Origin of the sequence: Rhodococcus sp. 2G (genome assembly GCF_001886355.1) — a bacterium.
Lineage (GTDB): Bacteria > Actinomycetota > Actinomycetes > Mycobacteriales > Mycobacteriaceae > Rhodococcus > Rhodococcus pyridinivorans.
The window spans coordinates 3,047,490-3,063,768 of sequence record NZ_CP018063.1; the positions used below are offsets into that span (position 1 = coordinate 3,047,490).

Sequence of the window (16,279 nt, forward strand, 5' to 3'; positions counted from 1 at the left end):
GTGTTTCGGTCGAAGATGTCTCGGCCGGAGGTGTCTCGACTGTGGGGCGGGCGGTCTCAGGTGGCGGACGAGCCGGGCTCGCGCCCGGCGCCGGGGGCACCGGCGAAGGCCTGCGCCAGGCCGAGCCATTCCTCCGCGTCCGGGCCGTCGGCGACGAGGGCGGTGTCGTCGCGGTGGATGCGCTGGGTGACGAGCAGGCAGAAGTCCAGGGCCGGGCCGGTGACCGACTGCGCGGCGTCCTCCGGCCCCCATTCCCAGCTGTCCCCGTCGGGGGCGGTAAGCACGACGCGGAACGGCTCGGCCGGGGGCTTCCGGTCGCGGATGACGTACGCGAAGTCGCGCGTCCGCACCCCCAGGTGCGCGACGTTCTTCAGGCGCGCGGTGGGCGTGCGGGTGACACCGAGGGCGTCGGCGACGTCACCCCCGTGCGCCCAGGTCTCCATGAGCCGCGCGGTCGCCATCGACGCCGGCGACATCGGCGGTCCGAACCACAGGATCTTCGTACCCCGCGGGAGTTCGGCGAGCGCGTCGGCGAGTTCGCGGCGGGTGTCGCGCCAGTCGGCGAGCAACTCCGCGGGCGGCCGCCCCGCCTGTTCCTCGGCACCGACGTCGACGAATCCCAGCGGGTCGCCGAATGCCGCTTCGACCATCTTCACGAAGGCGTCCGGGTCGCGCACGGCGGTGAGCGCCGCCCGGTCGGTCCACAACAGGTGACCGATCTGGTGAGCGATGGTCCAGCCCTCCGCCGGGGTGGGCAGTGCCCAACTCTCGTCGGGCAGGGTCGCGACGAGAGCGTCGAGATCGTCGCCCTCCGCGCGGAGATCGTCGAGCACGATGTGCAGATCGGACATGCGGCAAGCGTCACACGCCACAGCCCCAAAATCAAGCACGTGTGATTGTTTTTTGCGGCAGGCGTCGTTCGCGCTCGTCGGACAGACTGACGAGATGGCCGACGATTCCCGCACGCACACCGTCGGCCCTGTCGTCGCGGTCCTCACCGCGGTGCTGTCGATGCAGTTCGGGGCGGCCTTCGCCGCGACCCTGTTCGACCGGGCTGGTGCTCTCGGCACGGTGACCCTGCGCCTGCTGTTCGCCGCCGTGATCCTCTGCGCGTTCACCCGGCCCCGGCCGTGGACGTGGACACCGGAACAGTGGCGGGCGGTGGTGACACTGGGCGCGAGTCTCGCGCTGATGAACACGGCGTTCTACGGGGCGTTGACGCGACTGCCGCTCGCCGCGACCGTCACCATCGAGTTCCTCGGCCCTCTCGGGCTGGCCGCGATCCTGTCCCGACGTATGCGCGACGCCCTGTGGGTGGTGCTCGCGCTGGGCGGGGTGGTCCTGCTCGGCGTCGGCGACGGTGCCGGGCTGTCCACCGGTCCCGATCCGCTCGGAGTCGCCTTCGCGCTGGTCGCCGCATCGGGGTGGGCCTGGTACATCGTGGCCGGCTCACGTGTGGCGACGACCCTGCCCGGATCGGCGGGGCTGGCCGGGGCGACGACGATCGCGGCCGTCGTCGTCCTGCCGTTCGGCGCGGCGACGGCCGGCACCGAGCTCCTCCGGCCCGACCTCGTGCTCGCAGGACTCGCCGTGGCGCTGCTGTCGTCGGCGATCCCGTACACCCTCGAGATCCGTGCCCTGCGCGACCTGCCGAAGAAGGTGTTCGCGATCCTCATCGCGCTCGAACCCGCCGCCGCAGCGCTCGCCGGCGCTCTGGTGCTGGGGCAGGTCGTCGAACCTCTCGCCCTCGCGGGTATCGCACTCGTGGTGGTCGCGGGGGCTGGTGCGTTGCAGCACTCGCGCGCGTGACCCGGCGCCGGATGTAAGCCAGGTCAGCGGGTACGGGTGATCAATCGGACCAACTCCCCCGCCGGACCGGACAACACCCGCGGCGGCCTCCAGACCGCGCGGAGCACACGCTGCAGGTCGAGTCCGTCCACCGCGACCGCGACGAGCCGGCCGGAGTCCAGATACTCCTCCACCGCCAGGGTGCTCAGCACCGCCGGGCCCGTGCCCCCGAGCACACTCGTGCGGACCGCGGCTCCGCTCCCGAGTTCGAGCAGCGGTGCGGCCCGGTCGTACTCCTGCAACGCGAGGTCGAGGGTGCGGCGGGTACCGGACCCCTCCTCGCGGACGACCAGTGGTGTCGCCGCGAATTCGGCCACGGTGAGCGGGCGCCGCCGCCGTGCCCACGGATGCTGCGGCGGGACGACCACGACCAGGCGGTCGCGTGCCACCGCGACACTGTGCAGTCCCTCCGGAACCGTCGGCCCCTCGACGAACCCGACGTCGCATCCGCCCTCGGCGACGACGTCACACACCCGCATCGAGTTGTGGACCTGCAACTGGATCTGGACGTCGTCGCGGAGCGTGCGGAAGGCGCCGAGCCACCGCGGGATGAGGTGTTCGGCGACCGTCATCGACGCCGCGACCACCAGTTCGGGTTGCTGTTCGACGCGCAGTGCTGCAGCGGCGTCGAGGAGGCGTTCCGCGTCGGCCAGGACCTCCCGCGCCCAGTGCGCGACCACCGTGCCCTCCGGGGTGAGCACCGAACCCGTGCGGCCCCGCCGCACGAGGACCGCGCCGAGTTGCCGTTCGAGTCGGCGCAGCATGCGGGTCGCGTTGGGTTGGGCGAGACCGGCCGCGCGGGCCGCGGCGCCGAGCCCGCCCCGGTCGTCGACCCCGACGAGCAGTTCCAGAGCGACGAGATCCGGCCAGCTGGTCATGCACTAACGATATGCCGCACTCGCCACTCATATCCATTCGATATGAGCTCATGTCCGATCGACGGCTGGTGCGGACACCGCTGCGGCGGAAGAGTCGAGGCATGCTCACCGTCCACGCGCCCGTGTCCCGGCCCACCGTCGTCCCGGGTCTCCTCGTGGCCGCGGCGGGCGCGGTCGTCGCACTGGGAGCGGCGCACCTGATCCCCGGGACGAGCCCGTTGCTCGTCGCGATCGTCCTGGGTGTGGTCGTGGCGAATATCGGTCTGCCCGCACCGGTGGTCGGCCTTCTGGAGCCGGGCCTGGGTACGGCGTCGAAGCGTCTCCTCCGAGTGGGCGTCGCTCTTCTCGGCGTGCAGCTCGCAGTCTCCGATCTCGTCGACCTCGGGTGGGGCACAGCGGTCGTCGCGGCGACCGTCGTCGTCGCGGGTATCGGCGGGTCGCTCGCCTTCGGCCGGTGGCTCGGGGTGGGCTGGACCCAGCGCCTGCTCATCGCGTGCGGTTTCTCGATCTGCGGAGCCGCGGCCGCGGCGGCGGTCGACGGTGTGATCGATTCGCGCAAACGCGAACTCGTCACCACCGTCGCATTGGTGGTCGTCTTCGGCACCGCGATGATCCCGCTCGTTCCGCTCGCCGCCGGGATGCTCGGGCTGACTCCCGGGACCGCCGGTCTGTGGGCGGGTGCGGCGATCCACGAGGTCGCCCAGGTGGTCGCGACCGGCACCGCCCTCGAGGCCACCGCCGGTGGGGTGCTCGCCGCGGCGGTGACGGTCAAGCTCGCGCGGGTGGCACTGCTGGCCCCGGTCGTGGCGGTCGTCGGGGTCGTCGCTCGGCGGCGCGGTGAGGACCGCCGCGACGAGCGCACTCCCCCGATCGTGCCGGTCTTCCTGCTGGGTTTCCTCGCGTGCGTCGCACTGCGCTCGACCGGACTGCTCGATCCGATCGTGGTGGAGGCTGCGGGGACGGTGCAGCGCACGCTGCTGACCGTCGCGATGTTCGCCCTGGGCGCGGGGGTGCGCCGGGAAGTGCTCCGCGGCGTCGGATGGCGTCCGATCGCGCTCGCGGCAGCGGCGACCGTCTGGGTCGCGGCGATAGCCCTGATCGGCGTGTTGTCACTCAGCGGGCGGTGACGATCAGGACGGCCGACGAGATCGCGAGCACCACGACCGTGGCGGAGACCGCGACGTTGCGCCACCAGAAATAGGGCGCGCGACCCGCGACCAGACCGCGCACTCGCGCGCGGTGACCGATCCGGGAGGCGAGCAGCACCGCCAGCACGGGCACGAGGCAGACCAGGCCGATCGACGCGACCACGGCACCCGGGCCCGGCACGAACCGCATGAATCCGAGCACCACCGCACCGAGCACCGAGGCGGTGCGCAGCCACGCCAGACTCGTCCGTTCGGGCTGCAGACCGACGTCGCCGTGCCGCAGATCGTCCCGGCTCACGGTGCGGCTCGTCTCACCGGGCGATCGCGACGGCGAGCACGACCCCCGAGACCCCGAGGGCCACGGCGAGCAGATAGGCCACCCACGGCACCGGGAGTGCCCGTCCGGTGCGCATCGCGTGCTCGACGCGGTGCCAGCGGATCAGCGCGAACACCGTGAGCACAGCGGCGAATCCGAGCAACACGCACGCCAGCACCGTGCGGAGCCCCTCCGACACGATGCCGCCCGCGAAGGTCTCCAGCGCGACCGCCGCGGCGATGACGCCGAGCGCGGTCCGCACCCACGCGAGGAAGGTGCGCTCGTTGGCCAGCGTGAAACGAGGGTCCGGGTCCGTACCGTCACGCAGCGCCTTCGGGCGCCAGCCTCCGCTGGTCTCCACGGAGCGGACTCTATCCCCGGACCGATCAGCCCACGACGAGATCGGACCCGCGGGCCGCCACGGGACGGGTCTTCAGCGGCCGCTTCGCCGGTCCTTCGACCGGCGCGCCGTCGAGGTCGTACCGGCTGCCGTGGCACGGGCAGATGATGCGATCATCCTCGACACCGCTGAGATTGCAGCCCTGATGGGTGCAGATCGCGATGAACGCGCGGAAGTCGCCCTCTGCGGGCTGGGTGACGACGAGCCTCTTCGATTCGAGCATGACGCCTCCGCCGACCGGCACGTCCGCGACGGCGGCGACGACCTCCGCATCGGGTCCGGGAGGCGCCGTCGTGGTCGGTGCGGGCACCGCCGATCGCGCCTCGCCGGTGTCGCCGGACGATCCGCAGGCTGTAAGGGCCGCGCCGGCCGCCACCACACCGGCGCCGCCGATGAGGGTGCGGCGCGTGAGCGCCGTGCGGTCGAGGTTGTCGCTGCTCATGCACATGTCCGTTCGGGTCGGGATTCGGTTCTCCCGAGCCTATCGACGAACGTCCGGGCGGGCCGCGACCTGCGTCACCCGCGGCTGTGTCAACGACGCAACGAGGCGAGCAGCGGAAGACGGCGTCGGCGACGACCGAGTTCGACGAGGCTCTCGCGATCGGTGATCTTGACGCGCGGCCGACCCTGGGCTCGTCCGGCCTGCCGCTCGGCGGCGTCGATGGTCTTCCAGCCGTCCAGGTCCACCCGATCGGGCCTGCGCTGTGCGAGCAACCGGTTCAGCGCACGACGGTCACCGCGGGGAGCGGCGAGTGCACCGGAGTCGAAGTCGGCCAGCAGCGCGGCGACGGTCTCCTTCGCGCATCCCTTGTTGGTGCCGATGACGCCGCTCGGGCCGCGCTTGGCCCACCCGGTGACGTAGACGCCCGCGTCCACACGACCGCCGGTGTTGGGAACGACCCCGCGGACGTCGTCGAAGGGCACACCCGGTAGCGGAACGCCGCGATAGCCGATCGACCGGAGTACGAGCGTGGCGGGCAGGTCCTCGAAACGGCCGGTGGGTCGGGCGGAGAGACGACCACTATCGTCGACGAGTTCGGTGCGTTCGATCCGCACGCCGGTCACGTGGTCGTCGCCGAGTAGTTCGCTCGGCGCGGCGAGGTACCGGAAGACGATGCGGCGGTGCCCGGGACGGACGGGCCGGCCGGCGTACTCGCGGGCGAGACGGACGCGCAGCGCGGTCGCCGCGTCCTCCTCCACGGCCCGGGCGCTCACCGGATCGAGTTCGAGGTCGGCGTCGTCGACGACGACGTCGACCCCGGTGAGGTCGCCGAGGGCGAGGAACTCCGGATTGCTGTACGCGGCCTGGGCCGGGCCGCGCCGGCCGAGCAGGACGACCTCGCGGATGTTGCTCTTCCGCAACGCCGTCAGGGCGTGGTCGGCGATGTCGGTGCGCGCGAGTTCGTCGACGTCCATGGTGAGGATCCGCGCGACGTCGAGGGCGACGTTGCCGTTGCCGACGATGGCGGCGCGTTCCCCGGACAGATCGAAAGTGCGGTCGGCGTAGTCGGGGTGGCCGTTGTACCAGGCGACGAACTCGGTGGCGGCGTGGCTGCCGGGCAGGTCCTCACCGGCGACCCCGAGGCGGCGGTCGGACGACGCACCGGTCGCGTAGATCACGGCGTGGTGGTGCTCGAGCAGTTCGGCGTGGGTGATGTCGCGACCGACCTCGGTGGCGAGGTGCAGGGCGAACTCCTCGCGCCGGAACGACCATTCGAACGATTCCGTGACCGCCTTGGTCCCCGGATGATCGGGGGCGACACCGGCGCGCACGAGGCCGAAGGGAGTCGGGAGCCGGTCGAACATCTCGACCTCGACTTCGGAACGTTCGAGCAGTTCCTGGGCGGCGTAGCAGGCCGCGGGGCCGGCGCCGACGATCGCGACCCGCAGCGTTCCACGATCGCGCGGAGGCGCCGGGGTGGGCACGAGGGGCTTCCACCCCTCCGGCGCCGGGTGGTCCTCGTACCAGGCCGCGTTGATCTCGGCGAACCGCATCTGGGAGGGATCGAGCTTGTCGTCGGGCAGGATCGCCTCGACCGGGCACGCGTCGGCGCAGGCGCCGCAGTCGATGCAGGTCTTCGGATCGATGTGCAGCATCTCGGCGGTGGCGAACTCGGGCTCGTCCGGCGAGGGGTGGATGCAGTTCACGGGGCAGACTGCGACGCAGCTCGCGTCGTTGCAGCAGGTCTGGGTGATCACATAGGCCATGGGAAGGGTCCTCGGCAGCCGGGCGGAGCGTCCGCGAATTTCATGTAACGATCCGTAACAGTTAATTCGACTGTAGCGGCTGTCGCCGTGGGTTCGCAAGAGAACCTGCGACCGCCCACCGAAACTGCGAGAATCGCACGATCGGACATCCGACCCGGGGGGACACATGGCCACGTCGACGCCGAGCACCGATCTGCCTCGGACGCGACCGCTCACGGAACTGCCCGAGCAGGCGAACCCCTTCTCCACCGAGCGCACCGTCCGCACCGGCGACGTCGACACCGGTAAGCGACTGCGGCTCGACGGCATCGCCCGCTATCTCCAGGACATCGGCACCGACAACCTCGCCGCCGTCGGCGCGTCCGAGACCGACCCGCTCTGGATCGTCCGGCGCACGATCGTCGACGTGCACCGCCCCGCCGAGTACGGCCGCACGCTCCGGCTGCGACGTTGGTGCGACGCCCTGTCGACGCGGTGGGCGAACGTGCGGGTCCGCTTCGACGACCCCGGCGACGCCCCGGACGGCCCGCTGATCGAGACCGCGGCGTTCTGGATCGACATCGGTCCCACCACCGGCGCCCCCACCCGGATCAGCGACGGCCTGTTCGAGCACATGGCCCGCTACGCGCACGACACACGCCTGAAGTGGACGGCGTGGCTGCCCGCTCGCGCACCCGACGAGGTCGACGACGAACGCGTCTTCCCCCTACGCGCCACCGACCTCGACCCGTTCGGGCACGTCAACAACGCCGTCTACTGGCACGGCCTCGAGGAGCTCCTGCCCCTCCGGCCGGACATCCCGGACGCGCCGTACCGGGCGGTGATCGAACACCTGCGCCCCGTCGCCGCCGGCGAGACCCTCACACTGCGGACGACCCTGCGAGAGGACGGACTGACGGTCTGGTTCACGGTCGAGGATCACACTCGCGCGGTCGCGTGGATCGGCCGGAAACCGGACGCTCTACGGTGGACCCCATGACCCGTACCCTGATCTTGCTGCGCCACGGCAAGTCCGCGTACCCGGACGACGTGGACGATCACGAGCGTCCCCTCTCCCCCCGCGGACGCCGCGAGGCCGGACTCGCCGGTCGCTGGATCCGGGCGAACCTGCCCGAAGTGGACGCCGTTCTGTGCTCCACCGCGACCCGGACGCGCAAGACACTCGCCGAAGCAGCCGTGGAGGCTCCCGTCGAGTACCGCGACAGCCTGTACCACGCCGATCCGGAATCCCTGGTCGCCGAGATCCGGAGAACGGCCGACGACGTGCACACCCTGCTCGTCATCGGGCACGAGCCGACCCTCTCCGCGACCGTCCTCGGGCTCATCACGGATCACAGCACCGACGCTGCCCATCAGGTGGCCGAGAAGTTCCCCACCTCCGCGATCGCGGTCCTCACGGTGAGCGGATCCTGGTCCGAACTGTCGCGAGGCACCGCCGAACTCGTGGACTTCCACATCCCGCGCTGACCCGCGTCCCGAGCGACCCACCCCGAGCGGAACTGCCACGGGACGCTCGCACGCACGCCGTGACGGCATCACCGTCGAGAACAAATGACGAAGGTCCCGCCCCCGAAGAGAAGAGGGCGGGACCTTCGTCGTCTACTACGGCAGCGAACTACCGGTAGTCGTTGGAGTAACCGTAGTCATCCAGCGGCACTGCAGCGCCGGTGTTCTGGCCGAAGCCGTCCGGCGAGTAGTACTGGTCGTCGTACGCCGGGATGGCGTACGCGGCCGCACGGGCCTCCTCGGTCGGCTGGACCTCGATGTTCCGGTACTTGTTGATACCGGTACCGGCGGGGATCAGCTTACCGATGATCACGTTCTCCTTGAGACCGATCAGCTTGTCCGAGCGGCAGTTGATCGCCGCGTCGGTGAGCACGCGAGTGGTCTCCTGGAAGGACGCCGCCGACAGCCACGAGTCGGTGGCCAGCGACGCCTTCGTGATACCCATGAGGACCGGACGGCCGGCAGCCGGCTCGCCACCCTCCTGAACCACACGACGGTTCGCAGCCTCGAACTCGCTGCGCTCGACGAGCGAACCGGGCAGGAACTCCGTCGAGCCCGAGTCGATGATCGTCACGCGACGCAGCATCTGACGCACGATGACCTCGATGTGCTTGTCGTGGATCGACACGCCCTGGCTCCGGTAGACCTCCTGGACCTCATGGACCAGGTGGACCTGAACCTGACGCGGGCCCATCACGCGCAGCACCTCGTGCGGATCGGCAGAGCCCTCGAGGAGCTGCTGACCGACCTCCACGTGATCGCCGTCCGCGAGCACGCCCTCGGTGCCGTCGGCCTTGCGGATGACGTGCAGACGCTGACGCTTGGACAGCTTGTCGTACACGACCTCCTCGCCACCGTCGTCGGGGATGATCGTGATCTTGTAGAAACGATCGTCGTCCTCGAGACGGATGCGACCGGAGACGTCGGCGATCGGGGCCTTGCCCTTGGGGACGCGAGCCTCGAACAGCTCCTGGACGCGGGGCAGACCACCGGTGATGTCCTCACCGACGCCACCCTGGTGGAAGGTACGCATCGTCAGCTGCGTACCGGGCTCACCGATCGACTGGGCGGCGACGATACCGACGGCCTCGCCGATGTCGACGAGCTTGCCCGTCGCCATCGAACGGCCGTAGCAGGTCGCGCACACGCCGGTGCCGGTGTCGCAGGTCAGGACCGAGCGGACCTTGACCTTCTGGATACCGGCCTCGAGCAGCGCCTCGATCGCCGGGTCGCCGAGGTCGGAACCACGCTCGACGACGAGGTTGCCGTTCGCGTCGACCGCGTCCGTCGCCAGCGTGCGAGCGTAGGTGCTGGTCTCGATGTGAGCGTCGCGCACGAGCTCACCGGTCGGCTGACCGGTCGCGTCGCGTGCGAGCTCGGCGATGGTCATCTCGATGCCGCGCGGCGTGCCGCAGTCGACCTCGCGGACGATGACGTCCTGCGAGACGTCGACCAGACGACGGGTCAGGTAACCCGAGTCGGCGGTACGGAGAGCGGTGTCGGCCAGACCCTTACGCGCGCCGTGCGTGTTGATGAAGTACTCGGCGACGGTCAGGCCCTCACGGAAGGAGGACTTGATCGGGCGCGGGATGAACTCGCCCTTCGGGTTCGTCACCAGACCCTTCATGCCCGCCAGCGAACGGATCTGGGTCATGTTGCCCGCAGCACCGGACTTGACGATCGTGGGGATCGGGTTGTCGTCCGGGTAGTGCGCCTCCATGACCTGACCGACCTCTTCGGTCGCTTCCTGCCACAGCTTGACGAGCGAGTCGCGACGCTCGTCCTCCGAGAGCTTGCCTCGGTCGTACTGCCGCTGGATGGCGTCGGCCTGGGTCTCGTACCGCTCGAGGATGTCCTTCTTCTCCGGCGGAACGAGCACGTCCGCCATCGAGATGGTGACACCCGAACGCGTGGCCCAGTAGAAGCCGGCGTCCTTGAGCTTGTCGACGGTCTGCGCGACAACGATCATCGGGTACCGCTCGGCCAGGTCGTTGATGATCGCGGCCTGGCGCTTCTTCGGCATGATGTCGTTGACGAACGCGTAGTTCGTCGGCAGCAGCTCGTTGAACAGCACGCGACCGAGGGTGGTCTGCGTGGTCCACGGCTCACCGAACTTCCAACCCTCCGGGAACAGCTCGTTCTCGACGTCGCGCGGCGGACGCAGCTGGGTCAGGCGCACCTTGATCGGAGCCTGGACCGACAGCACGCCACGGTCGACGGCCATCTGGGCCTCGGCCGGCGACGAGTAGACGCCCTGCTCGGGCTCGGCGGCGGTCGCGGCCGTGTAGGCGCCGGGGGCGTCCTCGACCAGACGGGTCAGGTGGAACAGACCCGTCACCATGTCCAGACGCGGCATGGCGAGCGGGCGGCCCGATGCCGGCGACAGGATGTTGTTCGACGACAGCATCAGGATGCGGGCCTCGGCCTGCGCCTCCGCGGACAGCGGGAGGTGCACGGCCATCTGGTCGCCGTCGAAGTCGGCGTTGAAGGCCTCACACACGAGGGGGTGCAGCTGAATGGCCTTGCCCTCGACGAGCTGCGGCTCGAACGCCTGGATACCGAGGCGGTGCAGCGTGGGAGCACGGTTCAGCAGAACCGGGTGCTCGTTGATGACCTCTTCGAGGACGTCCCACACCTGCGGGCGCTGACGCTCGACCATGCGCTTGGCGGACTTGATGTTCTGCGCGTGGTTGAGGTCGACGAGACGCTTCATCACGAACGGCTTGAACAGCTCGAGCGCCATCAGCTTCGGCAGACCGCACTGGTGAAGCTTGAGCTGCGGACCGACGACGATGACCGAACGGCCCGAGTAGTCGACGCGCTTACCGAGCAGGTTCTGACGGAAGCGGCCCTGCTTGCCCTTGAGCAGATCGGACAGCGACTTGAGCGGCCGGTTACCGGGACCGGTGACCGGCCGGCCACGACGGCCGTTGTCGAACAGGGCGTCGACCGACTCCTGCAGCATCCGCTTCTCGTTGTTGACGATGATCTCGGGGGCACCGAGGTCGATCAGTCGCTTGAGGCGGTTGTTGCGGTTGATGACGCGGCGGTACAGGTCGTTGAGGTCGGAGGTCGCGAAGCGGCCACCGTCGAGCTGCACCATCGGACGCAGTTCCGGCGGGATCACCGGCACGGCGTCGAGCACCATGCCCATGGGCGAGTTGCCGGACTGCTGGAACGCCGCCACGACCTTCAGGCGCTTGAGAGCACGGAGCTTCTTCTGGCCCTTGCCGCTGCGGATGGTCTCGCGCAGCGACTCGGCCTCGGCATCGATGTCGAAGTTCTCGATGAGCTTCTGGATCGCCTCGGCACCCATGGCACCGGTGAAGTACTCGCCGTAGCGGTCCTGGAGCTCGCGGTAGATCATCTCGTCGACGATCAGGTCCTTCGGCTTCAGCTTCGTGAAGGTCGTCCAGATCTCGTCGAGGCGGTCGAGCTCGCGCTGCGCACGGTCGCGGAGCTGACGCATCTCGCGCTCGCCGCCGTCCTTGACCTTGCGGCGGACGTCGGACTTGGCGCCCTCGGCCTCGAGTTCGGCGAGGTCGGCTTCGAGCTTCTGTGCACGGGCCTCGAGGTCGGCGTCGCGCTGGTCGGCGACCGACTTCTTCTCGACCTCCATCTCGGCTTCGAGAGTGGAGAGCTCGTTGTGGCGCAGCTCGTCATCGACCGACGTGATGACGTACGCGGCGAAGTAGATGATCTTCTCGAGATCCTTCGGCGCGAGGTCGAGCAGGTAGCCGAGGCGGCTCGGCACACCCTTGAAGTACCAGATGTGCGTCACCGGAGCGGCGAGCTCGATGTGGCCCATACGCTCACGGCGGACCTTGGCGCGGGTCACCTCGACGCCGCAGCGCTCGCAGATGATGCCCTTGAAGCGGACACGCTTGTACTTGCCGCAGTAGCACTCCCAGTCCCGGGTGGGACCGAAGATCTTCTCGCAGAACAAGCCGTCCTTCTCGGGCTTGAGCGTGCGGTAGTTGATGGTCTCGGGCTTCTTGACCTCGCCGTACGACCAGTTACGGATGTCCTCGGCGGTGGCCAGGCCGATCCGGAGTTCATCGAAGAAGTTGACGTCGAGCACGTAACTTCCTTTCCCCTGTGCGGGTTGTATTGCTGCTAGTTGTCGCTATCGCTGCCGGGGCCCGACGCGGTACGCGCCCAGTGGTGTCGGGGTGCGTACCGCGTCGGCTCGGCTCCTAGTTCGCGAGGTCGTCGACCGTGGCCGACTCGTTGCGGGAAAGGTTGATGCCCAGGTTGGCGGCCGCCCGCTCGAGGTCCTCGTCGTCGCCGTCGGCCATCGCGATGGCCGCGCCGTCGCTGGAGAGGACCTCCACGTTCAGGCACAGCGACTGGAGTTCCTTGAGGAGCACCTTGAACGACTCGGGGATACCCGGCTCGGGGATGTTCTCGCCCTTGACGATCGCCTCGTAGACCTTGACGCGACCGACCACGTCGTCGGACTTGATCGTGAGCAGCTCCTGGAGGGTGTAGGCGGCGCCGTAGGCCTGCATGGCCCAGCACTCCATCTCACCGAAGCGCTGACCACCGAACTGTGCCTTACCACCGAGCGGCTGCTGCGTGATCATCGAGTACGGACCGGTCGAACGCGCGTGGATCTTGTCGTCGACCAGGTGGTGCAGCTTGATGATGTACATGTAGCCGACCGACACCGGGTACGGGAACGGCTCGCCGGAGCGACCGTCGAACAGCGTCGCCTTGCCGTCGGGGCCGACCATGACCTCGCCGTCGCGGTTCGGCAGCGTCGAGGACAGCAGACCCGTCAGCTCCTCCTCGCGGGCACCGTCGAACACCGGGGTGGCGATGTTGGTGTCGGGCTCGGCGGCGAGCATCTCATCGGAGAGGTTCTGCGCCCACTCGGGACGGCTGCCGTCGTCGGCCACCTGGATCTGCCAGCCGGCCTTGCCGATCCAGCCCAGGTGCGTCTCGAGGACCTGGCCGATGTTCATACGACGCGGAACACCGTGGGTGTTCAGGATGATGTCGACCGGGGTGCCGTCGGGCAGGAACGGCATGTCCTCCTGCGGGAGGATCTTGCCGATGACGCCCTTGTTGCCGTGGCGGCCGGCGAGCTTGTCGCCGTCCTGGATCTTGCGCTTCTGCGCCACATACACGCGGACGAGCTCGTTGACACCCGGAGGCAGATCGTCGTCGTCCTCGCGCGAGAACACGCGAACACCGATGACCTTGCCGTTCTCGCCGTGGGGCACCTTCAGCGAGGTGTCGCGGACCTCGCGCGCCTTCTCACCGAAGATCGCGCGGAGCAGGCGCTCCTCGGGGGTCAGCTCGGTCTCGCCCTTCGGCGTGACCTTGCCGACGAGGATGTCGCCGTCGCGGACCTCGGCGCCGATGCGGACGATGCCACGCTCGTCGAGGTCGGCGAGGACCTCGTCGGAGACGTTCGGGATGTCGCGGGTGATCTCCTCGGCACCGAGCTTGGTGTCGCGAGCGTCGATCTCGTGCTCCTCGATGTGGATCGAGGTGAGCACGTCCTCCTCCACGAGGCGCTGCGACAGGATGATCGCGTCCTCGTAGTTGTGGCCTTCCCACGGCATGATCGCCACGAGCAGGTTCTTGCCGAGCGCCATCTCACCGTTCTCGGTGCAGGGGCCGTCGGCGAGGACCTGGCCGGACTCGACGCGCTGTCCTTCGTCCACGATCGGACGCTGGTTCGAGCAGGTGCCCTGGTTCGAACGGTCGAACTTGCGCAGACGGTAGGTCTTGCGGGTTCCATCGTCGGCCATGACGGTGATGAAGTCGGCGGAGACCTCTTCGATCACGCCGCTCTTCTCGGTGACGATGACGTCGCCGGCGTCGACGGCGGCACGCAGCTCCATGCCGGTACCGACGATCGGCGACTCGCTGCGAACCAGCGGCACGGCCTGACGCTGCATGTTCGCGCCCATGAGGGCACGGTTGGCGTCGTCGTGCTCGAGGAACGGGATCATGGCGGTCGCGACCGACACCATCTGGCGCGGCGAGACGTCCATGTACTCGACCTGGTCGGCGGAGACGTACTCGATCTCCGCGCCCTTCTTACGGACGAGCACACGCTCGTCCGAGAAGCGGTTGTCGGAACCGATCGGCGAGTTGGCCTGCGCGATGAGGTAGCGGTCCTCCTCGTCGGCGGTGAGGTACTCGACCTCATCGGTGACGACACCGTCGACGACCTTGCGGTAGGGCGTCTCGATGAAGCCGAACGGGTTGACCCGCGCGTACACCGACAGCGAGCCGATCAGGCCGATGTTCGGACCTTCCGGGGTCTCGATCGGGCACATGCGGCCGTAGTGGGACGGGTGGACATCGCGGACCTCGAGGCCGGCGCGCTCACGCGACAGACCGCCGGGGCCCAGCGCCGACAGGCGACGCTTGTGAGTCAGGCCCGAGAGCGGGTTGTTCTGGTCCATGAACTGCGACAGCTGGGAGGTTCCGAAGAACTCCTTGATCGCGGCCACGACCGGACGGATATTGATCAGGGTCTGCGGCGTGATCGCCTCGACGTCCTGGGTGGTCATGCGCTCACGGACCACGCGCTCCATGCGGGACAGGCCCACGCGGATCTGGTTCTGGATGAGCTCGCCGACCGTGCGCAGACGACGGTTGCCGAAGTGGTCGATGTCGTCGACCTCGACGGGAACCTCGACGCCGCCGGGGACGGTCATCTTGTTCTCGCCCGCGTGCAGGCGCACGAGGTACTCGATCGTGGCGACGATGTCTTCCTCGGTGAGGGTGGACGCCTCGATCGGCTGGCCCGTGTTCAGGCCGAGCTTCTTGTTGATCTTGTAACGGCCCACGCGCGCCAGGTCGTAGCGCTTGTCCTTGAAGAAGAGGTTCTCCAGCAGGGTCTGCGCGCTCTCCTTGGTCGGCGGCTCGCCCGGACGGAGCTTGCGGTAGATGTCGAGGAGCGCCTCGTCGGTGCCCGCCGTGTTGTCCTTCTCGAGCGTCGACATCATGATCTCGGAGAACCCGAAACGCTCGACGATCTGCTCGGTGGACCAGCCCAGCGCCTTGAGCAGCACGGTGACCGGCTGACGACGCTTGCGGTCGATACGCACGCCGACGGTGTCGCGCTTGTCGACGTCGAACTCGAGCCAGGCACCGCGGCCCGGGATGACCTTGACGCTGTGCAGGTCCTTCTCGGTGCTCTTGTCGACGTTCTTGTCGAAGTACACACCGGGCGAACGCACGAGCTGCGACACCACGACACGCTCGGTGCCGTTGATGACGAAGGTGCCCTTGTCGGTCATCATCGGGAAATCACCCATGAAGACCGTCTGGCTCTTGATCTCACCGGTGTTGTTGTTGATGAACTCGGCGGTGACGAACAGCGGAGCCGCGTACGTCATGTCCTTGTCCTTGCACTCCTCGACGGAGGCCTTGACCTCGTCGAAGCGCGGATCGGAGAAGGACAGGGACATCGAACCCGAGAAGTCCTCGATGGGCGAGAGCTCGTCGAGGATTTCTTCCAGGCCACCGACGACGTGACCGTCGCCGCGCTCGGCAGCCTTCGCGCGCCAGCGCTCCGAGCCGATCAACCATTCGAACGAATCGGTCTGTAGATCGAGGAGCCCGGGAACTTCGAGGGGTTCGCGAATCTTCGCGAACGACACCCTCGTCGGGGCTCCGGGGATTCCGGCTACTGCCTTGGTCTGGCTAGAGACTGCCAAGATGCGTCCTTCCAGCACCTCACGCGGGCCGCTCCAACCGGTGCGACCGCCGCTGTACCTGCTTCTTCATGTGGGGCGTTTTCGCTGGTCGCAACCCGAACGAGAACCCCACCGACGCACCGAAACGGTCTCGCTCGAAAGAGCGAATTCCGACTCGACGATCAGAAGGTGAACAGGAGGCAGCCAGCGCAAAGAACTAACCTACACCTGAGTAGGCGAAATGTCCACAGGGGTGCCTCAAAGAAACCTGGCAAACGACCTCGAGCGGCTCACGAGGAAGCCTTCAGTCG

12 protein-coding genes are annotated in these 16,279 nt (G+C 68.6%); 4 read left to right on the forward strand and 8 right to left on the reverse strand.

The features are described from left to right. Positions 1–56: 56 nt before the first annotated feature. Complete coding sequence (locus tag BO226_RS14230; RefSeq protein ID WP_071935508.1) at positions 57–851, reverse strand: TIGR03084 family metal-binding protein; 795 nt, start codon at positions 849–851, stop codon at positions 57–59. Positions 852–945: 94 nt separating this feature from the next. On the opposite strand from BO226_RS14230, the gene BO226_RS14235 reads away from it, so the two are divergent. Further along, the gene (locus tag BO226_RS14235) at positions 946–1,809 is read left to right on the forward strand and encodes an EamA family transporter (protein WP_024101669.1); all 864 of its coding nucleotides are present in this window, start codon (positions 946–948) and stop codon (positions 1,807–1,809) included. A 23-nt stretch (positions 1,810–1,832) separates the two neighbouring features. Here BO226_RS14235 and BO226_RS14240 read toward each other — a convergent pair whose 3' ends face one another. After that, entirely contained in the window at positions 1,833–2,726 is an 894-nt protein-coding gene (locus tag BO226_RS14240; RefSeq protein WP_019291245.1) for a LysR family transcriptional regulator, read from the reverse strand. Between the two features lie 101 nt (positions 2,727–2,827). On the opposite strand from BO226_RS14240, the gene BO226_RS14245 reads away from it, so the two are divergent. Then, positions 2,828–3,853, forward strand: coding sequence for a YeiH family protein (locus tag BO226_RS14245; RefSeq protein WP_006552268.1), 1,026 nt, complete (start codon positions 2,828–2,830; stop codon positions 3,851–3,853). On the opposite strand, the gene BO226_RS14250 is transcribed toward BO226_RS14245, so the two are convergent. The 4 genes from BO226_RS14250 to BO226_RS14265 form a co-directional block, all read right to left on the reverse strand. Continuing rightward, positions 3,840–4,172: a DUF202 domain-containing protein gene (locus BO226_RS14250; protein WP_071935509.1), complete on the reverse strand. Its 333-nt coding sequence runs from the start codon at positions 4,170–4,172 to the stop codon at positions 3,840–3,842. The two genes, BO226_RS14245 and BO226_RS14250, sit on opposite strands and share 14 nt — an antisense overlap. A gap of 13 nt (positions 4,173–4,185) precedes the next feature. Continuing rightward, positions 4,186–4,551: a YidH family protein gene (locus BO226_RS14255; RefSeq protein WP_024101671.1), complete on the reverse strand. Its 366-nt coding sequence runs from the start codon at positions 4,549–4,551 to the stop codon at positions 4,186–4,188. Positions 4,552–4,576: 25 nt separating this feature from the next. Next, positions 4,577–5,032: a Rieske (2Fe-2S) protein gene (locus BO226_RS14260; RefSeq protein WP_006552271.1), complete on the reverse strand. Its 456-nt coding sequence runs from the start codon at positions 5,030–5,032 to the stop codon at positions 4,577–4,579. A gap of 89 nt (positions 5,033–5,121) precedes the next feature. Then, complete coding sequence (locus tag BO226_RS14265; RefSeq protein ID WP_071935510.1) at positions 5,122–6,798, reverse strand: FAD-dependent oxidoreductase; 1,677 nt, start codon at positions 6,796–6,798, stop codon at positions 5,122–5,124. Between the two features lie 166 nt (positions 6,799–6,964). Here BO226_RS14265 and BO226_RS14270 point away from each other — a divergent pair, with 166 nt between their 5' ends. Beyond that, on the forward strand, positions 6,965–7,777 hold the full coding sequence (locus BO226_RS14270) for an acyl-[acyl-carrier-protein] thioesterase (RefSeq protein WP_024101674.1): 813 nt from the start codon (positions 6,965–6,967) through the stop codon (positions 7,775–7,777). Beyond that, the gene (locus BO226_RS14275) at positions 7,774–8,265 is read left to right on the forward strand and encodes a SixA phosphatase family protein (protein WP_006552274.1); all 492 of its coding nucleotides are present in this window, start codon (positions 7,774–7,776) and stop codon (positions 8,263–8,265) included. The genes BO226_RS14270 and BO226_RS14275 overlap by 4 nt, the downstream gene beginning before the upstream one ends. Before the next feature lie 148 nt (positions 8,266–8,413). Here BO226_RS14275 and BO226_RS14280 read toward each other — a convergent pair whose 3' ends face one another. Beyond that, entirely contained in the window at positions 8,414–12,385 is a 3,972-nt protein-coding gene (locus BO226_RS14280; RefSeq protein ID WP_071935511.1) for a DNA-directed RNA polymerase subunit beta', read from the reverse strand. 115 nt (positions 12,386–12,500) lie between these two features. Then, the gene (rpoB, locus tag BO226_RS14285) at positions 12,501–16,007 is read right to left on the reverse strand and encodes a DNA-directed RNA polymerase subunit beta (protein ID WP_039585362.1); all 3,507 of its coding nucleotides are present in this window, start codon (positions 16,005–16,007) and stop codon (positions 12,501–12,503) included. Positions 16,008–16,279 lie beyond the last annotated feature (272 nt).